Source organism: uncultured Rothia sp. (assembly GCF_916049665.1).
Classification (GTDB): Bacteria; Actinomycetota; Actinomycetes; order Actinomycetales; family Micrococcaceae; genus Rothia.
The window spans coordinates 1-21,884 of the sequence record NZ_CAJZIE010000023.1 but is presented as its reverse complement, the minus strand read 5'-3'; the positions used below and the strand labels follow the sequence as shown (position 1 = coordinate 21,884).

18 protein-coding genes, 1 tRNA gene and 1 riboswitch are annotated in these 21,884 nt (G+C 62.1%); of the genes, 9 read left to right on the top strand and 10 right to left on the bottom strand.

Annotation, left to right across the window (positions count from 1 at the left end):
- Positions 1–290: 290 nt before the first annotated feature.
- Positions 291–3,251, bottom strand: coding sequence for a UvrD-helicase domain-containing protein (locus QZ540_RS03600; protein WP_294627810.1), 2,961 nt, complete (start codon positions 3,249–3,251; stop codon positions 291–293).
- Between the two features lie 144 nt (positions 3,252–3,395).
- Between QZ540_RS03600 and QZ540_RS03595 the strand changes: the two genes are divergently transcribed.
- The gene (locus tag QZ540_RS03595) at positions 3,396–4,256 is read left to right on the top strand and encodes a VOC family protein (protein WP_294627809.1); all 861 of its coding nucleotides are present in this window, start codon (positions 3,396–3,398) and stop codon (positions 4,254–4,256) included.
- Positions 4,257–4,363: 107 nt separating this feature from the next.
- Here QZ540_RS03595 and QZ540_RS03590 read toward each other — a convergent pair.
- A tRNA-Arg gene (locus QZ540_RS03590) sits at positions 4,364–4,436 on the bottom strand.
- Positions 4,437–4,611: 175 nt separating this feature from the next.
- Here QZ540_RS03590 and QZ540_RS03585 point away from each other — a divergent pair.
- Positions 4,612–5,613: a DUF4031 domain-containing protein gene (locus QZ540_RS03585; protein WP_294627807.1), complete on the top strand. Its 1,002-nt coding sequence runs from the start codon at positions 4,612–4,614 to the stop codon at positions 5,611–5,613.
- A gap of 168 nt (positions 5,614–5,781) precedes the next feature.
- Here QZ540_RS03585 and QZ540_RS03580 read toward each other — a convergent pair whose 3' ends face one another.
- From QZ540_RS03580 to QZ540_RS03570, 3 genes are all read right to left on the bottom strand, one after another.
- Positions 5,782–6,480, bottom strand: a complete 699-nt coding sequence (locus QZ540_RS03580) for a C40 family peptidase (protein WP_044150091.1) — start codon at positions 6,478–6,480, stop codon at positions 5,782–5,784.
- Positions 6,481–6,640, bottom strand: a riboswitch (cyclic di-AMP (ydaO/yuaA leader).
- A gap of 604 nt (positions 6,641–7,244) precedes the next feature.
- Positions 7,245–7,949: a metal-dependent transcriptional regulator gene (locus tag QZ540_RS03575; RefSeq protein ID WP_049346095.1), complete on the bottom strand. Its 705-nt coding sequence runs from the start codon at positions 7,947–7,949 to the stop codon at positions 7,245–7,247.
- A gap of 210 nt (positions 7,950–8,159) precedes the next feature.
- The gene (locus QZ540_RS03570; RefSeq protein ID WP_294627804.1) at positions 8,160–8,900 is read right to left on the bottom strand and encodes a DUF3027 domain-containing protein; all 741 of its coding nucleotides are present in this window, start codon (positions 8,898–8,900) and stop codon (positions 8,160–8,162) included.
- A 141-nt stretch (positions 8,901–9,041) separates the two neighbouring features.
- On the opposite strand from QZ540_RS03570, the gene QZ540_RS03565 reads away from it, so the two are divergent.
- The 4 genes from QZ540_RS03565 (at position 9,042) to QZ540_RS03550 (ending at position 12,265) form a co-directional block, all read left to right on the top strand.
- Complete coding sequence (locus QZ540_RS03565) at positions 9,042–9,314, top strand: hypothetical protein (RefSeq protein WP_005504529.1); 273 nt, start codon at positions 9,042–9,044, stop codon at positions 9,312–9,314.
- Positions 9,315–9,390: 76 nt separating this feature from the next.
- Positions 9,391–10,095 carry a response regulator transcription factor gene (locus QZ540_RS03560; RefSeq protein ID WP_049326988.1) on the top strand — a complete coding sequence of 235 codons (705 nt, stop codon included), beginning with the start codon at positions 9,391–9,393 and terminating at the stop codon, positions 10,093–10,095.
- A 1-nt stretch (position 10,096) separates the two neighbouring features.
- Positions 10,097–11,596 carry a sensor histidine kinase gene (locus tag QZ540_RS03555; protein WP_294627801.1) on the top strand — a complete coding sequence of 500 codons (1,500 nt, stop codon included), beginning with the start codon at positions 10,097–10,099 and terminating at the stop codon, positions 11,594–11,596.
- Between the two features lie 378 nt (positions 11,597–11,974).
- Complete coding sequence (locus QZ540_RS03550; RefSeq protein WP_005504526.1) at positions 11,975–12,265, top strand: WXG100 family type VII secretion target; 291 nt, start codon at positions 11,975–11,977, stop codon at positions 12,263–12,265.
- Positions 12,266–12,486: 221 nt separating this feature from the next.
- On the opposite strand, the gene QZ540_RS03545 is transcribed toward QZ540_RS03550, so the two are convergent.
- A complete protein-coding gene (locus QZ540_RS03545; RefSeq protein WP_294627799.1) occupies positions 12,487–13,875 on the bottom strand; it encodes a ribonuclease H in 1,389 nt (462 codons plus the stop codon).
- Positions 13,876–14,052: 177 nt separating this feature from the next.
- Here QZ540_RS03545 and QZ540_RS03540 point away from each other — a divergent pair, with 177 nt between their 5' ends.
- Positions 14,053–15,042 carry a 4'-phosphopantetheinyl transferase superfamily protein gene (locus QZ540_RS03540; RefSeq protein WP_294627797.1) on the top strand — a complete coding sequence of 330 codons (990 nt, stop codon included), beginning with the start codon at positions 14,053–14,055 and terminating at the stop codon, positions 15,040–15,042.
- Positions 15,043–15,164: 122 nt separating this feature from the next.
- Here the strand turns inward: QZ540_RS03540 and QZ540_RS03535 are convergent, their stop codons facing one another.
- The 4 genes from QZ540_RS03535 to QZ540_RS03520 form a co-directional block, all read right to left on the bottom strand.
- Positions 15,165–16,268 (bottom strand): isochorismate synthase MenF, encoded by a 1,104-nt coding sequence (locus tag QZ540_RS03535; protein ID WP_294627796.1) that lies wholly within the window; start codon positions 16,266–16,268, stop codon positions 15,165–15,167.
- 63 nt (positions 16,269–16,331) lie between these two features.
- On the bottom strand, positions 16,332–17,099 hold the full coding sequence (locus tag QZ540_RS03530) for an SDR family oxidoreductase (protein ID WP_294627795.1): 768 nt from the start codon (positions 17,097–17,099) through the stop codon (positions 16,332–16,334).
- Positions 17,096–17,788, bottom strand: coding sequence for an isochorismatase family protein (locus QZ540_RS03525; protein WP_294627794.1), 693 nt, complete (start codon positions 17,786–17,788; stop codon positions 17,096–17,098). The genes QZ540_RS03530 and QZ540_RS03525 overlap by 4 nt, the downstream gene beginning before the upstream one ends.
- Before the next feature lie 305 nt (positions 17,789–18,093).
- Positions 18,094–19,503, bottom strand: coding sequence for an FAD-dependent oxidoreductase (locus QZ540_RS03520; RefSeq protein ID WP_294627793.1), 1,410 nt, complete (start codon positions 19,501–19,503; stop codon positions 18,094–18,096).
- A gap of 189 nt (positions 19,504–19,692) precedes the next feature.
- On the opposite strand from QZ540_RS03520, the gene QZ540_RS03515 reads away from it, so the two are divergent.
- Both QZ540_RS03515 and QZ540_RS03510 read left to right on the top strand, forming a co-directional pair.
- The gene (locus QZ540_RS03515) at positions 19,693–20,220 is read left to right on the top strand and encodes a DinB family protein (RefSeq protein WP_294627792.1); all 528 of its coding nucleotides are present in this window, start codon (positions 19,693–19,695) and stop codon (positions 20,218–20,220) included.
- A gap of 161 nt (positions 20,221–20,381) precedes the next feature.
- Positions 20,382–21,794, top strand: a complete 1,413-nt coding sequence (locus QZ540_RS03510; protein WP_012902852.1) for an MFS transporter — start codon at positions 20,382–20,384, stop codon at positions 21,792–21,794.
- The last annotated feature ends 90 nt before the right edge of the window (positions 21,795–21,884 follow it).

Here is a 21,884-nt window from a genome sequence, read left to right as displayed (position 1 = left end):
GTGAGCTCGCACTCACAGAGCCCCAAATCTGAGATTTTAGCGACTCAGCTCACACATATTTTGGGTACGATTTACCCAAAGGTTGCGTACCGGGTAACTAACCCGAGCACGCGGTGCCCCATCCGCCGCGAAATACCGGCGAAAACGCGACATTACCGCCGCGCACAGAAGAGCATCCGGACCTTTCTCACCAGGCGGACAACACGCCCGGTACAGCACACAAAAGAGGGACGGGCACCCGCAGGTACCCACCCCTCCATCAGCTTTATCAGGTTCTCGCTCCTGACTCGCTAGTTCACCTTCTCCAGCGGCGCGTAACGCAGCAGCAGACGCTTCTCTTCCGAGCCGAAGCGAACCTTCGCCACGGTCTTATCCCCGCTGCCCTCAACGGCGAGCACACGACCCTCACCGAACTTCGTGTGGCGCACGGTATCGCCGACCGCCAGGGTCGGGATTTCCTTACTCTGGTGCACGCGGGAACGGTTCGTCACCTTCGAGGAGGCGGCCGCCGCCGCCAGCCCGTAGCTTGCCGAGCCGTTAATGTCCGCGGTGGACGGCTCGGAGCGGCGTACGGGGCGGGACTCGTAGGGGTCAGAGTAGGAGCCGCGCGAGCTACCGGAGCCATAACCGCCCGAGCCATAGCCGCCCGAGTAGCTTCCAGAACCGTAGCCGGAGCTGTATCCGGAGCGCACACCACCCGAGTAGCCACCACCGTAGGAACTGCTTCCATAGGAACCGCCGCCGCGAGCGCCGTACGCACCCATGCCGGAGGCACCAAAGCCAGAGAAACCGGCGGTGCGCTTCCACTCGATGAGCTCCTCCGGAATCTCCTCCAGGAAAGGCGAGGGCGGGTTGAACTGGCTCTTACCCCACATGGTGCGAGTCTCGGAGCGGGTCAGGTACAGTCGCTCCATGGCGCGGGTCAGACCCACGTACGCCAGGCGGCGCTCCTCGCTCATTTCCTTCTCGTCAGTCAGGGCGCGCTGGTGCGGGAACAGGCCGTGCTCCATACCGGTCAGGAACACCACGGGGAATTCCAGACCCTTGGCGGTGTGCAGGGTCATGAGGGTGACCATGCCCTGAGCCTTCGCCTCGGCGGCTTCGGCGGCAATCTGTGCGGCGGAGGCATTCTCGCCCTCCGCGCTGGCGGGGCGGTTCGGGATCGAGTCGGCGTCGGCAACCAGCGCCACGTGTTCGAGGAACTGCTCCAGGTCGGCGCCGGGGTTCTCGGTCTCGAACTCGACCATGGCGTCGAGCAGCTCGGAGAGGTTCTCCACGCGCGACTCGTCCTGAATGTCCTTGGAGGCGCGCAGAGCCGCCAGGTATCCGGTCTGCTCGAGGACCGCTTCCAGGCAGGTTGCGGCGGGTTCGGTGCGGGCAATCTGCGCCAGGTCATCCATGAGGCGCACGAACTCGGCGTACTTCTTCACCGCGGCGGCACCCAGACCGGGGATGTCGGCTGCTTGGCGTGCGGCAGCGTAGAAGGAGATGCGGTTCGCACTCGCGTACTCCGCCACCACGGACTCAGACTTGGCACCGATACCGCGCTTGGGCTCGTTCAGGATGCGGCGCACGTTCACGTCATCATCCGGGTTGCTCAGGGCGCGCAGGTAGGCGAGCGCATCCTTGATTTCCTTGCGCTCGTAGAAGCGGGTACCGCCGACCACGCGGTAGGGCAGGCCGGCGCGCATGAGCATGTCCTCGAGGGTTCGGGACTGCGCGTTGGTGCGGTAGAAGATGGCGACGTCACCGGGCTGCACGCCGTGCTCATCGGCAAGGCGGTCAATTTCGCGGGTGATGTAGCGTGCCTCGGCGTGCTCGGATTCGGCGACGTAACCGATAATCTTCGCGCCCGCGCCGGAGGCGGTCCACAGCTTCTTGGGGCGGCGGTCGGGGTTGCGTTCAATGACCGCGTTCGCCGCCGATAGGATGTTCTGCGTGGAGCGGTAGTTCTGCTCGAGCAGGATCGTGTGGGCGTTCGGGTAGTCCTTCTCGAAGTCCGTAATATTGCGGATATCCGCGCCACGGAAGGCATAGATGGACTGGTCGGAGTCACCCACCACGGTCAGCTCGGCAGGAGGCACAGCGTCCGGGTAGGGGCCGCGGTCAGCCGGTGCCTTCGCGTGGGCGCCGACCAGTTCACGCACCAGCTGGTACTGGGCGTGGTTGGTGTCCTGGTACTCGTCCACGAGGATGTGGCGGAACTTGCGGCGGTAGTAGTTCGCGATTTCAGGGAACTTCTTCAGCAGGAAGACGGTGCGGCCAATCAGGTCGTCAAAGTCGAGGGAGTTGGCGGCGCGCAGACGCTGCGTGTAGACGGTGTAAATCTGCGAAACGGTCTTCTCGTACGGGTTATCGCTTGCCACGCGGGATGCGTACGCTTCAGCGCTGACCAGCTCGTTCTTCAGCGCGGAAATGCGGTTGCCCACTGCCTTGGCGGTGAACTTCTTGGTGTCCAAGTTGAGCTCTTTGATGATGAGGCTCAGCAGACGCTGCGAGTCGGTCGAATCGTAGATGGTGAAGGTGGACTTCAACCCGAGGGCGGCGGCCTCACGGCGCAGTACACGCACGCAGAAGCTGTGGAAGGTCGAAATCCACATGTGCTTGGCGCGCGGGCCGACTAACGCCTCGATACGTTCACGCATTTCGGCGGCGGCTTTATTGGTGAAGGTAATGGCGAGGATCTGGCCGGGGGTCGCGCGGTGGGTTGCGAGCAGGTAGGCGATGCGGTGGGTGAGCACGCGGGTCTTGCCGGAGCCTGCGCCCGCGACGATGAGCAGGGGCGAGCCGGAGTGCAGTACGGCCTCTTCCTGGCGTTCGTTGAGCCCCGCGGTGAGGGAGGCGGGGTCCACAGCGTTGAGGCTATGGGTGCGTTCGTTGTAGGGGTCGGCGGGGTCAAAGTCTTCGCCGTATCCGCCGACGCGGTAGGCGGGCGGCATGAAGTCGCCGAGCGGATCTGCGGCGGTGAAGGCTGCGGGCGCGCTGGTAGCAGGGGCACCGTAGGCGGGCATGCCGGTAGGCAGGGCGGCGGGTACGTCCTGTGCGGGTGCCTCCATCACCGGAGCGTCCATCACTGCGGCGTCCATGGGAGGGGCGTAGTAGTCGTCCTCGGCAGGGGGTACGTCGTAGTACGGGTCGAAGGGCGGCTCATCATCCGCTACCGGTGCTGCGGGGGTGACGAGTTCGGCGGCGAACAGGCCGTCCTGTTCGGTGAAGGGCTGCTTCTGCTGTTCGGGCTTGTCGCTCATCATCTACCTCGCTGCCTAGAATACACGTTCGATATTCCATGCTACCGCATTTACTCCGCGGCTCCCACCCGTCCGGTCACCCGGCCGCCCATCTCTCACAGGTAGCGGTGCCTCTGTATCCGAGGTTCCCCGTGCTAGGATGACCGCATGACCCAGACCTTATCTCCGAGACTCTCAATAGCCCTATGGTGCAATGGCTCAGCCGACGAAGCCGCACAGTTCTATACCAGGGTTTTTCGCGATGCTTCTATCGTTGAACAGGTGCCCGGACTTACGACAGCTCTAAGCATCCATGGCTTCCAGCTCTCACTCATTAATGGTGATGACCGGTACACCCCGAACCAGTCCATCAGCTGCATTCTGAACTTTGACCCGCTCCTCTTCGGTGGTGAGGCGCAAGCGCGAGCATACCTCGATGAACTCTACGAAAAGCTAAGCGGCGGCGGTGTACTCATGGAGCTGGGCGAGTACCCTTTCTCTCCCCGCTACGCCTGGGTTCGTGACCGTTTCGGCATGACCTGGCAGCTGATGCTCACCAACCCCGAGGGTGACCCGCGCCCCTTCGTCATTCCCTCGTTCATGTTTGGCGGTACGAATCACGGCAATGCAGAAGAAGCCACCAACGACTGGCTTTCTATCTTTGATAATGCCCGCCGCGGAACCCTGTATCACTATCCGGAGGGCACCCCCTTCGGATCGGATGCAGTCATGTTCACTGACTTTAACCTGCAGGGCACCTGGCTTGCGGCTGCTGATTCTGGCTCTTTCCACGATTTCACCTTCACACCGGGGGTTTCGGTCGTTGTTTCCTGCCGCGACCAGGAGGAAATTGACCGTTACTGGGAGCTGCTCTCCGCGGTGCCCGACGCGGAGCGCTGCGGCTGGTGTGTAGACCGCTGGGGCGTCTCCTGGCAGATTGTCCCGCATAATATCACTGAGCTGATGGCGGACGAAGCCACTCGTCAGAAGATCCTGCAGATGGGCAAGATTGACCTGTCTCAGCTATAACGTGTTTTCTTGAGTACTCGTTACGTGCAGAAACAGAGAAACCGCCCGCGCCTGCTAATGCAAGCGACGGGCGGTTTTCTCATACCGGCACGCATGCCGGTTCTGTGTGCCCCCGAGACGATTCGAACGTCCGACACCTTCTTTAGGAGAGAAGTGCTCTATCCCCTGAGCTACGAGGGCGTACCTATCCAGTATAAAGCACCCCGCACGACTGGTCGCACGGGACCCTATAAGCCACCAGGAGCCGCGCTGTGCCCATGTTTCCGCCCGCACACTGCCCGTCCTGCGTCCCAGCCCGTGTTCACCGCATGAGGACACCCGCACCCGGCACCGGAACCGCTCCTACAATGTACGAATGAGCATCTACATTGACCCGCCCGTCTGGCCCGCGCACGGCACCGTCTTCTCGCACCTCATTTCGGATGTGTCCCTGACGGAACTGCACGAGTTCGCCGCGGCGGCGGGCATTAGCGAGCGCGCCTTCGACCGCGACCACTACGATGTTCCGGCGCACCGCTACGAGGAGCTGGTGCAGGCGGGCGCGGTTGAGCTTAGCTGCGCGGAGCTGACCCGCACGCTCATTGCCAGCGGTCTGCGCATCCCGCTCAAGGAGCGCCCCGAGAAGATTCGCCCGCGTCTGCTGCGTGCCTGGGAGGCAGCGTTTGCGCTCCGTCTTGTGCGTATGGAGGCATCCTCCGAGCTGCGTGCTCAGGTAGCTGAGCTGGGTGAGAGCCTGCTGCAGGCGTGGGAGCTGCCGCACCGCGCGTACCACCACAGCGGGCACCTTTCGCAGATGCTCGCCGACCTGGACCGCCTGTACGCGCACCGCACGCAGGGTGCTACTCCCCTGGCGCCGGTTCTGGCGGCGTGGTTCCACGACGCAGTCTACGAGGGCGCGCCGGGTGAGGATGAGCGCCGTAGCGAGCAGCTGGCGGGCGCCTCCCTGGAGCCGCTGGTTGCCGCAGGTCTACTGAGTACGGACGAACTGCAGATGGTGCGCCTTCTAGTGCGCGCCACGGCAACCCACGAGCTGCCCGAGTCCACCGAACTACCGGCGGGCTACAATCCGGCAGATATTGAGTTCTTCCTTGACGCCGACATGGCAATCTTGGCGGCAGACCCGGCACGCTACCGCCGCTACCTGCGCGGGGTGCGTACCGAGTACTCCCAATTTGACGATGAGGCGTTCCGTACCGGCCGCACGACCTTCCTGCGTTCCATCCTGGAGCGTGAGCGTATCTTCCTCTCTGAGCGGGCTCTGCAGCTCTGGGAGGAGCCCGCACGGACTAACCTGCGGTCTGAGCTGACCGAGTGGGAGCAGGACCCTCAGAAGCTTCTGCAGGTTCTCGCGTCCTAGCTGCATATACCTAAAACACATACCGCCGAGAATACACCCCGTACTAAGGTGCGCTCTCGGCGGTATTTTTGCGGAACTTCTTGGGTACGCAAAAGGCGCCCACCCCGTGCGGGGTAGGCGCCTTTTGAGAAGTATGTTGGGCTAGACCCAGCTTCTATGCACTAAGGCTTAGAGAGCGGTGTAGTAGCCGTCAACGGACATCCAGGAGGTGGGGTGCACCAGGGTACCGTTGGTGGGGTTCAGAGCGGAAATCATCTTGCCGTCGCCCAGGTAGATACCAACGTGGCTGTAGCCGTTCTGGAAGACGATGTCGCCGGGCTGGGGGTTAGAGGTCGGGCGCAGCTCGTTCTTCATTGCGTAGGTGAAAGCGGTCAGCTTGATGCCGTGCTGAGCGAAAACCCAAGAGGTGAAGCCGGAGCAGTCCCATGCACCGAAGGTCTTGCCGCCCCAAACGTATGCGCCACCCAGACCGCTCATTGCGGTTGCAACGATTGCGTCGCGGGATGCGTTACCGGTGGAAGCGGAGGAAGCTGCGGGAGCAGCGGGTGCAGGAGCTGCAACGGGTGCAACGTATGCCTGCTGTGCCTCAGCCTGGGGTGCTACGTAGGAGGTCTCAACTGCGGGAGCAGCGGGTGCCTCGGTTGCTGCGGGAGCAACGTAGGTCTGCTGTGCCTGAGCCTGGGGTGCAACGTAGGTGGTTGCGGGGGTGTTGTAGCTGGTGTAGTCGAACTCGTAGTTGGTGTAGTCGTAGGACAGATCAGCAGCAGCGGGGATCTGTGCAAATGCGTTCGCGGGAACGGTCGAGCCGAGCAGGATTGCGCCTGCTGCGAGGGTTGCACCTGCGGTACGTACGATCTTCTTAACCATTGGTAATTCCTCCATTGCCTGACGAGGTGAGCTGTCGGGCTCGAGCATGGATTCGCTCGGCCACCGAAGTGACTTAGCCCCGAGGCCTCTCGATTGAGAAGCCGTATCCCAGCTTGGGGATTGGGTCCCCCGCTTCTGCCATATTGGGTAGACGTTCATCGAAGCGTTGGCAGAACTCAGCGGAACCGCTTCGACGGTGCCCTCTTACGATTAGGATTTGGGCACAGAAAAGAGAATACACAGAAAACTCCCAGTTGTCACCTCATTCGGACTTAAATTTTGGACTTTCACCCCCGGCGGAACAGAGTGGACTGGACTGACTAGCCCCCCGCTTATTTGTGGGAACTTAAGCAAATTAAGGCGCTTGACTAGGCGCTTCACAAGGATGCACATTCGCTTTTAATGCGCCGCCACTCCTTAAGGACAGGGTTCAAAACTCTTAAAAATGACCCTTATCTCTTAAGTGTCCACTCTCAGAGATTGCTCAGATACCGGCGTTTCCCTCAGTTTCAACCTCAGATTTAAGCGAAAAACACGAAAAATGCACTCGAGCGCAGTTGCCAAAACTTTGAGAGAGGAGTATATGCGCCCGCGCACGCGACCAAACTCTGAAACGCCCCGCCCGCTAGGCGCCTCAACCCGGATCCCACCGTAAGACCAGATAAACCGCAGCAGACATAAAAACGGTGGCACCGCCTCCACCAAGGGAGGCGATACCACCGTTTAAAGCGTGAACTGGGTTAGCGGACTCTCAGAACTAGAGCTTAGAGGTTGCCGCCGCGCTTGACCACAATTGCGTTTGCCACGTCCATATCCAGGGAGAGGGTGTCCTCTTCACCGTCGGCGTGAACAATCACGTCATCGTCCTGACCGGCGACCACGGACACCGAAGCGCCGTAAACAATACCTGCGTCAGCCAGCAGCTTCAGCAACTCAACGTCAGTCTGAATGGACTCGGGGAAGCGAGAAATAGTGAAACGGTCCTCGGGACCGGAGTCGCGTGCCGCCAGGGACATGGGCACGGTGCGCTCGTCGTTCTTCTCGCTAGCGTGGCCCAGGTCCTCCAGGCCGGGAATAGCGTTACCGTACGGGGAGAACTTGGGGTCCTTGAGCATCTCCAGGATGCGCTTCTCCACCTTGTCACTCATGACGTGCTCCCAGCGGCATGCCTCTTCGTGCACGTACTCGAGTTCCAGACCAATAATGTCGGAGAGCAGGCGCTCAGCCAGGCGGTGCTTACGCATCACCTCGACCGCCTTGTGGCGGCCTTCCTCGGTCAGTTCGAGGTGGCGGTCCGGCTCAACGGTGAGCAGGCCGTGCTTCTCCATGCGTGCCACGGTCTGGGAGACGGTCGGGCCGGAGTGCTCGAGTCGTTCAGCGATGCGCGCACGCATGGGGACGATACCCTCTTCCTCCAGTTCGAGGATGGTGCGCAAATACATCTCTGTGGTATCGATGAGGTCTGTCATGTATCTCTCCCAGCTTTCACCGCAACAGTACTTAGATAGCACTGCCTAAGTCGTTACTTAATTCAATAATCTATTATGTACTTTTTTAGCGGCTTTTGCCACGGCTTAAGTCATTGAGTCGCCCAATGAAAACTCATTGGACGACTCAATAACACCTTATATATACGCTTTTGCTAGCCTACCCCTTATTAAGAGGAGTGGCACGTAGGCTTACTCTGCGGACTCAGCCTCAGCAGTTTCTTCTGCAGCAGATTCGTTCTCAGCGGACTCAACAGACTCACCAGACTCAGCAGATTCATCTGCCTCAGTATCCTCAGCAGAGTCTGCGTTTTCCTCCGCGGCGTTCTCCTGCAGGTCCTCGGGGCGAACACGGTCAGCCCACGGCACCCAATCCGGCGCGATCAGTGCGTCGTCACCGGGCAGCAGACCCACCTCGCAGATCGTTGCCACGCGGGAGCGAGGCGCACGCGAGAGGGTCGCAAACCAGAACCAGCCGCGGTAACCGGGCAGGGTGCACTCGAAGAGGTGAGTGCTCAGGCGTTCCTCCTCGGCGCGCACGTGGTGCACTAGGCCGATGGCGTGTGCCGGGGCAATCTCCTGAACGCCCTGTAGCGCCACGTCCTTGGCGGCGGCAAGAATCTCGTCCACCTTGGAGGTGCGGCGCAGCTTGTGCGGAACGCCCAGGGAGGGGGTGCCTACCTCTTCATCCAGTGGGGTGAAGGGGTCGGGGGTGGAGTCTTCGGTCTTCTCCGCGTTCTCTGCTGGCGCTTCCTCAGCGGCTGCTTCTTCAGCGGCCGCAGGTTCCTCGGCGTTCACGGAGGGCTGAGTCTCAGCAGGTACAGCGCTACCCTCGTCGGTGCTCTCAGGCGCGGCAGAAGGCGCAACGGACTCTGCGGGCGCGTCAGTAGCGGGCGTAGTTTCGGGGAGCAGTTCAATAACCTGTTCAGACATACCCCTATTAAAGCATCTCGCGTGCGCAAACAGTGCGGTCGCTCCCCTAAGCTTCACATACGCTGTGAATTTGGGTCTCAAACCGCTAAATCTGGGGCTTCGCCCACGAACAGCTGTGTGTGAGCTGATACCGTTAAATTCATGAGTAATGAACCCGTACAGGACACGCGCAGCACCGCAGACCAGGCGCCCGCGCCCCTTCCCTACGCTGGAGCCATCCGCTGGCTCGGCGCGGCAGGTGCGCTTCTCGCCCTGATTTGCCTGCTCACCGGAGTCGCAATGCTCGTGATGAAGTGGGTTGGGGCAGCGCCGCCCGCCCTCATGAGCCAGATTCCGCTGGTCCTCCTCCCCGTCGCCTTTATTGCCCTCATGGCCGCGCTCATTCTGTCGGTTATGCGCCGCAACAAGGCATAAAGATTTGAGCCGCAAGCTCACACACACATCATTCACTTATCAAGTACAGCCTGCCATTCAGAGAGAAAGATAGAGTATGTCTGCTGAAGCAAAACTCCTAGTCGTCGATGACGAGTTCAACATTCTTGAACTGCTCGCCACCTCCCTGCGTTTCGCCGGTTTTGAAGTAGTCACCGCCGGCAACGGCCGCGAAGCCCTCGAAAAGGCACACGCCGAAAACCCCGACCTCATCGTCCTGGACGTCATGATGCCCGGCATGGACGGCTTCGAGGTGACCCGCCGCCTGCGTGAAAACGGCACCACCACCCCCGTGCTCTTCCTGACCGCAAAGGACGCCACCGAAGACAAGGTCACCGGTCTGGGTGCCGGCGGCGACGACTACGTCACCAAGCCCTTCTCCCTCGACGAGGTGATCGCCCGCATCCGCGCTATTCTGCGCCGTAGCCGTAGCATCCAGGAAGAGGACGACGCCGTACTGCGCGTTGACGCCCTCACCCTGAACGTGGACACCCACGAAGTGTTCCTCGGTGATGAAGAGATTGACCTCTCCCCCACCGAGTTCAACCTGCTGCACTACCTGATGCTCAACGCCAACCGCGTGCTGTCCAAGGCGCAGATTCTCGACCACGTGTGGGAGTACGACTTCAACGGCGATTCCTCCATCGTCGAGTCCTACATTTCGTACCTGCGCCGCAAGATCGACAACAACCGCGAAAACCACGAGCCGCTCATCCACACCAAGCGCGGTGTGGGCTACATGATTCGCGGTTCTCGAGGCTAACGTGGCGCTCAAACCCCTCGACCGGATCCCCCAGTCTCTCTCCCTTCGCACCCAGCTAGTGCTCATCACCTCCATGCTCATCGCCCTCTCCATCGCGGTGACGAGCCTGGTGGCGATTTCCGCTCTGCGCGCCCAGATGGTGCACCAGCTGGACGAAGAGATGAAGAGCAGCGCCCCCTCGCTCGTGCAGCTGGCGACCGTGCGCCCCTCCGGCAATCAGGAACAATCCCTGAGCACCTACCGCCTGTACCTGCTCGATAAGGACGGCAACGTACTGTACTCGCTCAAGTCCGAGGATAGCGAACAGTTCAGCGAGCCGGCGCTGCAGGGCTGGACCGAAGAGAAGGTTCGCAAGCAAAACGAGGAGGCGGTCACCGTCAACTCGGTGGGTAGCTCCTCCGATTGGCGTGTGCTCGCCGTGCCCATTGAAGCCAACGACTCTTCAGGTTTGCCGGAGGCGGCCTCCCTCATCATTGCCATGCCGCTGAAGCAGACCAACCAGGTGGTCGCCCTCGTGGGCGTGCTGACCTTCGCGTTTGGTTTGGCGACTCTCGCCTCCGCGATTGCGATGACCTGGGTGATCGTGACCCGCACTTTCGAGCCGCTCGCGCGTGTGGAGCAAACCGCCGCCAAGATCGCTGCCGGTGACCTCTCTCAGCGTATTGAGGACTACAACCCCAGCAACGAGATTGGCAACCTCGCGGTTTCGCTGAACACGATGCTCACCCAGATTGAAATGCTCTTCAAAGCCCGCGAGAAGAGTGAGGCGAAAATGCGCCGCTTCGTGGGTGACGCTTCGCATGAGTTGCGTACCCCGCTGGTCAGTATTCGAGGCTACTCGGAGCTGTACCGCCAGGGTGCTCTGCCCACTGATGAGGCGGTCGCAACCGCGATGAGCCGCATCGAATCGGAGTCCAAGCGTATGGGTCAGCTCGTGGAAGACCTGCTGACCCTGGCGCGTATTGATGAGCGCCGCGAATCCAAGCTGGCGCCCTTCGACCTGTTCAACCTCGCGGTCGACGCTAGTAACGACGCCTACGCCACGGCACCCGATCGTGCGGTGTCCCTGGTGGGTCTGAACGAGGAGGTGGCACCGACCTCCGCAACCGTGCTCGGCGACGAATCGCGCCTGCGTCAGGTCGTGGCGAACCTGCTGACCAACGCCATGCGTTACACCCCCGACGGCTCTCCCCTGGAGATTGCGGTGGGCGTGCGCGAGGAGGTTCCCGGCTTCCCGCTCTCCGTGCTGGAGGTGCGCGACCACGGCCCCGGCATTCACGGTGAGGACCGCGAGCGCGTGTTCGAGCGCTTCTACCGCACCGACACCTCGCGTTCGCGTGAGACCGGCGGTACGGGTCTGGGTCTGTCCATTGTGGCTGCAATTATTGAGCAGCACGAGGGCAGGATCCACATTGAAGAGACCGACGGTGGCGGCGCTACCTTCGTGATTTCTTTGCCGTTCTACCCGCCGCCCGTCTCGGACGATCAGCTGATGAAGTAACGCTACAACGCTGGATAACGCACAAGCCCCCGGGCTGTAGAACTTGAACGTTCTGCGGTTCGGGGGCTTTGCTGTGCTCTGTAATCTTTGCTGTGCTCTGGTGCCTTTGTTGGGTGCTGAGATGTTGCGGGCAACTTGGCGCGCGTCATGGGTACGTCATTTTCGGGTGGGTTTTCGATTTTTTCGAGATGCCGGAGTGAATCTAGTGGGTTTATCCACAGATTTATTTAATAATCACTTTTCAGCTCATTTGATGCATTTTGAAAGATATAGTGATAACAAGCTTCCGGTCAGGAACTCAACCCTTCCAGAGATCCAAACCCCAAGCTCCACCACGGGGCAACCGCCCCACCCCACCTATCTCAAAGGAGAAAAACCATGGCACAGTTCAATGTCGATTCCGAAGTCATCGCAGCCAAGAGCGCACAGGCACGATCCTACGTCGCATCCATCACCGCAGACGTCAACGGTATGACCGCCTCCCTGCACGACCTGCAGAGCTCCTGGACCGGCTCCGCATCCGCGAACTTCCAGGGCGTGCTGGACCAGTGGCACGCAACCCAGCGTCAGGTCGAAGCGTCCATCACCCAGATCAACGAGGCGCTCACCCGCGCAGGCGTGAACTACGCAGACACCGAGCAGGCTAACGCCTCCATGTTCGTCGGCTAAGGGGTCAGGGCAGCAAGCCCAGAACCCCACCCGCAGGCAGGCGGCAGACCGGGCGGTTTAAAGGTCCCGGCCGCACGGCATACCGCCTGCCAGGCTCGCCGGAAGGCGGCGAACATCTATTGAGAAAAACCCCGCCGCATCCTCGAGAGTGAGGATGCGGCGGGGGTTTATTGCACGGAAATTTTGAGAGCTCAGAAGCCCATACCCTAAGAGTCTGAACTTTAGGAGGCGGGAGTCTCCTGGCGGAAACGCAGACGCCACAGACCGCGCTCAGTATCGTAATGCCAAATGCTCGAACGGCTCACGCGGCCACGCGCGGTCGCAACCGCCGCCATGACCAGCACATTGGAAGAATCCAGCACCTGCACGCCCTGCTTGAGCGGGGCGCCCTGCTGGGTGAAAGCGCGTTCGCGGTACTGCAACACCGAGGAGCGCGACACCGACTTGCCGGTGGCGGTCACCCACACCAGACGCTCGTGCAGCATGGAATCCAACCGAGCCGCCTCCATGACGGAGCCGCGGCTTTCGAGCAGCTGCTCAGCGGCGGCGGCTTCTTCGGGGTTCAGAACGGGCGCGGCGGGTGCCGCAGGAGCAGACGGTGCGGGTGCCACCGGCGCGGGTTCAGCGGGCTGAGCGGGAGCATCCTGAACGGACTCCACGGCGGGTTCTGCCACCTGCTCTGCTACCTGTTCTTCGGTCTCGCCCAGCAGTTCCGCCGGGTCAACGTCGTTCGGGTCCATGCCAGCAAACTCTTCCAGGCCGGTCAGGTCATCGTCTTCTTCCGCCTGCGCGGCGGTGGATGCCTGCTGAGCTGTCTCCTGTTGGCGTGCCAGTGCCTTTGCGTCACGCTCAGCGGCGCGCTCTGCCGCGATCGCCAGCTGCTCCTTGCGGGTGCGAACCGCCTCCGGGTCGGGGGCGTTCACCGCGGAGGCGGGGCGCAGCAGACCGGCCAGGCGCAGGCTCTCCACGCCGCGCTGGGCGTTCTCAATCTCGGCGGCGGTAAATTCCTGCACGGGCAGGTGGGCATCCGCGGAAGACTCGGAGAGCGCCGGTTCAGCCGCGGGAGCGTTCACAATCGGCGCCTCAACAACCGGAGCCGCAGCAGACTCAGCGGCAGGTTCAGCATCAGCAGACGCACCGAAGCCGGGGCCGTGCGCGGGTTCGCGGCCCTCCTGGTAGGCTCGCGCCGCGCCATTTGCCAGGGAGTCAGCCTTCTCGTTGAGCTCGTGGCCCGCGTGGCCCTTCACCCAAATAAACTCGTAGTCGCGACCCGCCAAAGCGGCATCTAGCGCCTCCAGAAGGTCGCGGTTGAGCACGGGCTTGCCGTCGGACTTCTTCCAGCCCTTCTTCTTCCAGCCGGGCATCCACTTGGTCAGCGAGTTAATGACGTACTGGCTATCGCAGTACACGCGCAGCTTCGCCTCCGGGCGGGATGCGGTCGCCTCGAACAGGTCCAGAACAGCCTTGAGCTCACCCATGTTGTTGGTGCCGTGCGCCCAACCGCCGCTCGCCCAGTGGTCGTCGTCGATATACCATGCCCAGCCCGCCGGTCCGGGGTTACCCAGCGCCGAGCCGTCTGCGGCGGCGATAATCTCTTGCGTGCTGTTCACGGTACCTTCTTTCTAAGCTGTCGCCCCTCTAGCGTGCGGGCGGCAGTCCGTAATGATGCCTGTGATGACTTTACCGCACCGACGGCGAGGGTGCGTAGCGCGCAGTCACGGCTGTGGACAACCTCAAGCAGCCTCGTAGCGCTGATTGCCCTAATGTGGGGCGGGTACACTAAACCTATGAGCTATTCTGCCCCCGAAACACCCAGCGCACAGCGCCCGGAGCGCCCTACCGCCCGCCCGAGCGAGCGCGTGCAGATTTTCGCTCTTCCCACCCGCACGATGTACGGTTCCCTGCGTTTTAGCTGGTTGAGCTACCTGGGTCTTGCTGAGCAGCAGCATGCGGCGCAGTTACCGACCTCCACGGCGGCGGTCAGTTACTTGAGCACTCAGGCGCTTATGCGTGCCATGGCGGCGGCGCGGCTGGATGTACCCTCGAGCGCCGCTTCTGAGATTGAGGTGGACCGTTCCTGCACCCTGTGCACCAGCGGCAAGAAGCATGGCAAGCCGCGTATTGCGGGCGTGAATTTCAATATGTCGCAGGTGAACCCGCTGGTCGTGGGCGCTTTTAGCCGTAATCCCTCGGCGGTGCTCGGCGTGGATGTTGAGACTCTGGACGCGCGTCTGTTCTCTGGTTTTGCGCGCCTGGCGCTCTCCAATGAAGAACGTACGTTCTACGAGCGGGTCGCGCAGGAACGCCCCGCACCCGTGCTGCACCTACTCTCGGTGGCGCTGTGGACCGCTAAGGAGGCGGTGCTCAAAGCGACCGGCCACGGCCTGAGCGTAGTGCCCTCCCTGGTTCGGGTGCAGCTCACAGATGAGCTGCTGGATGCGCTCGAACTTGCCATGAACGAGGAGGTCCCGGGGGACCTTCTGGGCAGCAACGTTCCCGAGCCGACCGCCCTGCGCGTACTGACTCAGGACAGCTTGACCGCGCGTGCTACCTTTAGCGCACCCACACCTCAGGGCGGCGGCGAGGCTATCGAGCGGAGCTTTAGCCTGCAGTGGGTACCCGTGGCGCTGCCCGACGCTGAGAACCCCGAGCAGGCGCAGAAGATGCTCATCGCCCTGGCTGTGGAGAACCCTGCCGAGGGTGAGCCCGCGCAGGTTGAGGCTCAGCTTCTGCCGGTGGCTACTCCCCTGGAACTCAAGCGCCTGCTCACCGATTAGCCACGTCCCCATAACAACAACGACTGAACGCGCCCGCCAAATAGCGAGCGCGTTCAGTCGTTTTATTCTGCTGTTTTATTCAGTCGTTTTATTCCGCCTCATCAAGGCGTTCAAGACAGACCCTAGGGAGTATCTTCACCCAGGGTGTCCACGCCCAGGGCGCGACCAAAGCTGCCGAGCTTCGTGCCGGTCTCGGTGTGCTCCAGCTCCGGGTCGGACTCAGCCACAATACCCGCACCGGCGTACAGTACAGCCTCATCCGGGCTGACCTGGGCGCAGCGCAGAACCAGCGCCCACTCGCCGTTACCCTCGGCGTCCATGTAGCCGACCAGACCACCAAAGTAGCGGCGTTCGAAAGACTCCAGCTGACGAATCAGCTCCAGCGCCTTCTCAGTGGGGGCACCGCAAATCGCGGGGGTCGGGTGGATTGCGCGGGCACCGTCCAGGCAGGTCAGGCCCTCCTTCAGCACGCCGTCGATGGGGGTCGCCAGGTGCCACAGCTGCGGGGTCTGCAGCAGCGAGGGCACCTGCGGCACGTTCAGCTCCTCGGCGATGGGTGCCAGGCGCTCGGCAATATCGTTAATGACGTAGGCGTGCTCGCCGCGGTCCTTCGGCGAGGCGAACAGGCGGTCGCGAATCGCCTCGTCTTCGGCGCTACCGGGCTCGGCAACGCGCGGGGCGCTACCGGCAAGCGGGTGGGTCTTGAAGGCGCGGCCCTCAGTGCGGAACACCAGCTCCGGGGAGGCGCCCATCAGGTAGCTGCCGTTCATGCCGCGCTCGCCATCGGGCAGGCGCACCGCAAAGTTGAATGCGGAACGCTGCTGGGCGCGCAGGTTGTTGTACAGCGCCTCCAGGTTGAGGGCGCCGGGAGCGTAGCGGGCGGTCAGCACGCGAGAAAGCACAATCTTGCTCAGCTCACCCGCCTTCATGCGCTCCACGGCGGTGGCCACGGCGGCACGGAACCGGTCGTTCTGACGGCCGGTGACCGATACCGGTTCGGCAAGTTCGGCGGTCTGTTCGGGGACCGATACCTGCTGCTCCTCCAGGCGTTCGGGCACGAAGAGGTAGGCGGGCATGTCCGGGTCAAAAGGAATCAGACCCACGACGGCGCTACCGGCGCGTTTTGCCTCGTCCAGGGCATTATCGAAGGTGACAGGGGGCATCGCACCGGAAGCGCGCAGGACGCGGGTGCCGGTGGCAAAGATAAAGTCAGGAAGGTTCGTCATCGTACTTCTATCAGTGGTGTGTAGGTTCGCGCCGGGCATCTAAACGCCAGACGCGGAGTGCCGTTAGAGGGTCGCGCCGCCGTCGGCAACAATCTCCTGCATGGTGATGTGGCGTGCCGCCTCAGAAATGAGGAAAACATTCACCGAGGCAATATCTGCCGGGTCGGCAATACGGCGCAGCGGAATGCCCAGGCGGAACGTTTCCGGGTTACCGGCAACCGGCAGGGCGGAACGGTCCTCACCCTCCCAGGCCTCAGTCACCATGGGGGTTCGGGTGGTGCCGGGGCAGACCGAGTTCACGCGAATACCGTGCGCGGCAAGCTGCAGGCCGAAGCTGGAACTCACGCGCGCCGCCGACGCCTTGGACGCACCGTAGGCGCCGAACTCCGCGCGGGGCACACGCGCCGCGTTGGAGGCGACCGTCACCAGAGAGCGGCGGTTGGTCGGGTCGGACTCCTGCTGGTCAATCATGATGCGGGCGAATTCGCGCAGGCACAGGAACACGCCGTCGGAGTTAACCGCATGCAGGCGTTTCCAGGTGTCGAAGCTGGTCTCCAGCAGCGGCTGGCTGTGGGCGATACCCGCGGCAAGTACCGCGCCGGTGATGGGTTCGTCGAGTGCCGCCACGGCGTTAGCGAGGGCGGTGACGGACTCTTCGCTGGTCACGTCTACGGAACGGTAGCGGAAGATGGCGTCCCCGTAGGTGCCGAAGGAGGCAATGGGCTGCTCGGCGAGGTCAGCCGCAAATACCGAATAACCGTTCTTAATCAGCTGGTGGACCGTAGCCTCACCAATACCGCCGTTCGCGCCGGTCACAATCACCCAGCTCATGCGCGCGCCTCCTCAACAGACTCAGCCTTCTCAGCGGCCTGCAGGTCTGCGAGCACATCGGCGGTGTTGAGCACGCGGGCGCAACGACCTGAAGCATACTCGCACGCCATACGGTGCTCCTCCTCCGAGAAGTCGGCGAGCGCATCCGCAACCATGAACGGCTGAATGTCACGCATGAACGCCTCCAGGGCGGTGGTCAGGCAGCCAATGTGCGCGTACACGCCGCCGATAATGAGCTGGTCGCGACCGGACTCCTTGAGCAGGTCCTCGAAGGGGCTGCGCACGAACGCGGAGTAACGCCACTTGGTCAGCACGGTGTCACGGTCGGTGGGTGCCAGTTCGTCGAGCACGCGGGCGGACTCGTCGTTCTGCAGGCCGTCGCCCCAGAAATCAATGAGCAGGCGGCGATCCTCGGGGTTCTGGCGCGGCGGCTGCGCGGTGTAGTAGACGGGGATTCCTGCGTCGTGGGCGGCGTCAATGAGGCGGCGCAGGTTCTTGATGGCGACGTTAATCTGGGCGTCCGGGTTACCGTTGCCCTCTCCCAGATTGGCGCCTTCGAAAGCCTGGACGAAGTGTACCTGCATGTCGTGAACGAGCAGTACGGCTCGGCTGGGGTCTACGGGCCAGCTCACGCGGTTGCTGTGCTCACGGTCAATGTAGGTGTAGGGCTTGATTTTGGGCAGTGCCATGATTCTCCCGGTTCGTGCCTATGATGTTCGGTTGTATGCGTGGCGCAGGTGGCGCACTGTGGTGGGCGCAGTGGTGAGTGAGGCTCTCCTCCGAGCCCCTCGCACTAACCACTCGGTCAGTGAGCTTGCGCTTATCTCATAACAATCTTAGGGCATGCTTAGCTATAGGGTATATCTGTGCCTTAACAAAAATGCTTCCCCACCCGCACCCCCGTTGACAGCACAACGGGCGGAACGGGCAGGGAAGCACTCAGACAAGCAGAAACGCTACATGCACCGCGAATCCGGACGCGATTCTAATTCAGCTAGTTCACGGGCACCGCGACGGCAAGAATCTCATTCAGACCCTCAGTAATCGAGGGGTGAGTGTAAATCTCATCGCGCAGCTGCGAAGCAGTAATGCCGTGGCGCATCGCCAGCGCCACCAGGTTAATAACCTCCATGGACTCGATTACCAGCAGCTGGGCACCCAGAATCTGGTCGGTCTGCGCATCGATCACGAACTTCATGATGCCGCGCGGGTTCTCCTGGGTCTTCGCGCGCGGCATAGCGGCAACCGCGGCAACCGGCTTCGAAGCGACCTTGACCTTGTGGCCAGCCTCGATTGCCTCACGCTCGGTCATACCAACCGAAGACAGCGGCGGGTTCATGTAGATGGTCGAAGCCACAGCCTTGCGGTCCTTGGTGGAGCGGGAACCATCACCGACCAGCTGGGAAAGCACCACGCGGTAGTCATCCATGGAAATGTAGGTAAACTGCGGGCCGCCGTTCACGTCACCGAGCGCGAAAATGTTCGGCACGGTGCTGCGCAGGTGCTCATCCACGACAATTGCGCCGCGGTCGTTGGTTTCGATGCTGGTGTTCTCCAGACCCAGGCCCTCGGTGGCGGGCTTGCGGCCGGTCGCAACCATCACGTAGTCCACCTCCAGCTCCCGAGTAGCACCCTCGGAGTCGAGGTAGGTCACGGTCACCGAGTCAGCGCCGTCCTTGAAGGACTGCACGCGCACGCCGGCATGAGCGGTAACGTCCTGATCTGCGATAATCTCGCGGGCGACCTGGGCAACATCCTCGTCGTAGCGGCCGAAGAGGGCGGGTGCGCCATCCAGAATGGTCACCTCGGTACCGTAGGAGGAGAAAATACCGGCGAACTCAACACCGATGGGGCCGCCACCGATAATGCCCAGGCGCTTGGGGCGCGGGGTGAGCTTCTGCAGCTCGGTGGAGGTGAGCACACGCTCAGATTCGCGGACGCCCTCAATCGGCGGGATGACCGACACGGCGCCGGTGTTGATGATGAAGTAGTCGGCGGTAACGCGCAGGGTGTCCTCGCCCGCGGTAACCTCAACCTCGGTGTCGGAGATGAAACGTGCGTGACCATCAATGAGCTTAGCGGTCTCGTTGGACAGCAGGATCTCGCGGTTCTTGGCGCGCATCATACCGGTCAGCTTGTCACGGAAAACCACGGCGGACTCGTAGGCGGCGTTTGCCTCTTCAAGGGTGCGCTCGCCGCTAGCGCGGAACTCGTCGGCACGGTGAACCAGCGCCTTGGTGGGCACGCAACCGATGTTGATGCAGGTGCCGCCGTACATGCCGGTAGACTGCTCGATGAGGGCAACATTCTTGCCGGTCTTCGCGTAGGCGCCGGCGAGGGTCTTGCCGCCCTTGCCGAAACCGATGACGACCATGTCAAAGTGCAGCTGAGCGGGGGTGGTCATAATGTCTCCTATGGAATTTAGATGATGATGTCTTCGCAGAGTTCAACGGGAAGAAATGAGTATTATTCCCGCGCGCCACATTTTTTCTTGGCCCCAGCCGCCCCTCAGCCCGTGCGGGCGTAGACTGAAACTACCCGGCTCCCTACAAGAAGCCGGCCTAAAGGAAGCCAGCAAATTCAGGAGAACTCCATGAACACCCACGATATTCTGCGTGACGCCGCCAGCCGCCCCGGTATCGAAGCCGCCGTAGCCGTCAAGGGGCTATTCCCCGAGGCGCTCAACGCCCACCCGGGCGGGCACCCGAACTCTATCGCCTGGCTCCTCTGGCACGCCGGACGACAGATGGACATGCAGCTCTCCGCCCTGAACGGTCAGCCGCAGGTCTGGGAGGCGCAGGGCTTCAGGGAACGTTTCAACCTGGGCGAGCTGGGCGACACCATGGGTTACGGCCACACCGCCGAGCAGGCACGCTCCATCGTGGTTGAAGATTCTGCCCTGTTGGTGGAGTACCTTGTGGCAACCGGCGAGGCGCTCGCGGCCTACTCGCAGACGCTGAGCGAGGCTGATTTGAGCGAGATTATTGACCATTCGTGGACTCCGCCGGTGACCCGCGGTGTGCGCCTGGTCAGCATGATTGACGATGCCGCGCAGCACGTGGGTCAGGCAGCGTACGCGGCGGGTATTCTCGCGGCACAGGATTTCGCGGCGCAGGGATAGAATTTCACGCCCGCTAGAGGGGAACGAAAAAGCGGTGGCGCCTCGGACACAACCAGCCCGAGACGCCACCGCCCGGTTGCGGGCAACCCCGATAACACCGCGAGCAGATAATATTTCGGCGAGAAGATAACGGACTGTTATCTGCTCGCGCATCTTGTGTCTTGTTTCGCCTCGGTTACAGCGTTCTTACCCGTGATAGAATCCACAGTATTATGAGACGCACCACAGACCCTTCGCCTGAGCACCCTGAATCACCTGCGTCGCGCATTCCAACAAACACACCAGACGCGACCGCAAAACCCACATCAGCAACGCCGCTGAACGCACGCGGGCAGCTCACGCTCCTGACCGCGCAGGTTTCTGATGCTCTTGCGTCCAGTATCCAAGCTATCGCCATGCCCCTGCTGACCTACGGCGCCACCGGCGACCTCGCCCACTCCGCTATCGTCATGGTCGTCGAGGCAGTCCCCGTCATCCTCTTCGCACCATTCGCAGGCGCTATCGCCGACAAATTCAACCGCAAAACCCTCACCGTCAGCTTCAGGCTCGCCAGCGCCGCCCTACTCATCGCATCCCCAGCCCTCTACGCCGCCGCAGGACTACCCGCCTTCCTCACCATCGCATTCCTCGTCTCAACCTTCGGCACCTTCTCATCCCCCGCAGCCTCCGCCGCCATGCCCTCCCTGCTCGGCGACGACTACCAAAAATACATGGCACGCCGCGGCAGCCTCATCTTCCTCGCCCAAACCCTCGGCCCCACCATCGCAGCCGCCGTCGCATCCTTCACCACCCCAGCCCTCGCCGTCGGATTCGCAGGCACCCTCAACCTGCTCGCTGCCCTCACCGTCGCCACCATACGCAACTACGACCTCACCCACGCCGAACGCACCGCCACCGTGCAGGAACACCACACCGGCAGACTCCTGCGCGAAGGCGCCGCCTACACCGCACACAACCCCATCGTGCGCGGTATGCTCACCTTCTGGTTCCTCTCCATCGCCGCCGTACCCATCACCACCCTGCCCATGCTCGAATACCTCACCCGCGGCCTCGGGCACGACTACACCGCCTTCGGAATCGCAACTTCCGTCTACGCCGCCGGATGCGTGATCAGCTCCTGGCTTTCAGCCAAACTCGGCGTCGGTACAGGCGCCGGGCGGGTGCGTATGACCAAACGCGGGTGGATGTGCATCTCCGGACTCGGCTACGGCGCCGTTTGTCTGAGTATGGGACTACACCCGGCGCTGTGGGCGGTACTCGTGCTCTGGTTCATCTGGGGCATGTTCTACGGACCCGAAGAAGTGCTCGGGCAAGTCCTCTTCGCAGACGCTATCGACGAACACATGCGCGGGCGCGTCTACAGCTTCATGGGTGTGGTTTTCTCCCTAGCGGGTATGGTCGGGTACCTCATCACCGGATGGGCGGTACCAGCGTTCGGCGCGATCAACACCATTGTTACCGGAGGGGCACTCTTCATCATCGCCACCGTATTCACGTTCATTCTCGGCCCGACTGCGCGAGCGATACGGGCGCAGGAATCGCGGAATGAGGCAAAGAGCCGTGCGGGTGCATGACTGTGCTCTGTATATCGCCTCGGGGCATCATCGCCTCACCTCTGCCACGTTGCGGGCAACCCTGATAACACCGCGAGCAGGTGATTTTTT

Coding starts and splice junctions, on each gene's coding strand:
- QZ540_RS03535 (WP_294627796.1), bottom strand. CDS start 16,268: ATGACGAACCTTCCTGACTTTATCTTTGCCACCGGCACCCGCGTCCTG.
- QZ540_RS03530 (WP_294627795.1), bottom strand. CDS start 17,099: ATGAGCTGGGTGATTGTGACCGGCGCGAACGGCGGTATTGGTGAGGCT.
- QZ540_RS03550 (WP_005504526.1), top strand. CDS start 11,975: ATGGCACAGTTCAATGTCGATTCCGAAGTCATCGCAGCCAAGAGCGCA.
- QZ540_RS03570 (WP_294627804.1), bottom strand. CDS start 8,900: ATGTCTGAACAGGTTATTGAACTGCTCCCCGAAACTACGCCCGCTACT.
- QZ540_RS03575 (WP_049346095.1), bottom strand. CDS start 7,949: ATGACAGACCTCATCGATACCACAGAGATGTATTTGCGCACCATCCTC.
- QZ540_RS03525 (WP_294627794.1), bottom strand. CDS start 17,788: ATGGCACTGCCCAAAATCAAGCCCTACACCTACATTGACCGTGAGCAC.
- QZ540_RS03580 (WP_044150091.1), bottom strand. CDS start 6,480: ATGGTTAAGAAGATCGTACGTACCGCAGGTGCAACCCTCGCAGCAGGC.
- QZ540_RS03540 (WP_294627797.1), top strand. CDS start 14,053: ATGAGCTATTCTGCCCCCGAAACACCCAGCGCACAGCGCCCGGAGCGC.
- QZ540_RS03565 (WP_005504529.1), top strand. CDS start 9,042: ATGAGTAATGAACCCGTACAGGACACGCGCAGCACCGCAGACCAGGCG.
- QZ540_RS03600 (WP_294627810.1), bottom strand. CDS start 3,251: ATGATGAGCGACAAGCCCGAACAGCAGAAGCAGCCCTTCACCGAACAG.
- QZ540_RS03595 (WP_294627809.1), top strand. CDS start 3,396: ATGACCCAGACCTTATCTCCGAGACTCTCAATAGCCCTATGGTGCAAT.
- QZ540_RS03520 (WP_294627793.1), bottom strand. CDS start 19,503: ATGACCACCCCCGCTCAGCTGCACTTTGACATGGTCGTCATCGGTTTC.
- QZ540_RS03560 (WP_049326988.1), top strand. CDS start 9,391: ATGTCTGCTGAAGCAAAACTCCTAGTCGTCGATGACGAGTTCAACATT.
- QZ540_RS03515 (WP_294627792.1), top strand. CDS start 19,693: ATGAACACCCACGATATTCTGCGTGACGCCGCCAGCCGCCCCGGTATC.
- QZ540_RS03585 (WP_294627807.1), top strand. CDS start 4,612: ATGAGCATCTACATTGACCCGCCCGTCTGGCCCGCGCACGGCACCGTC.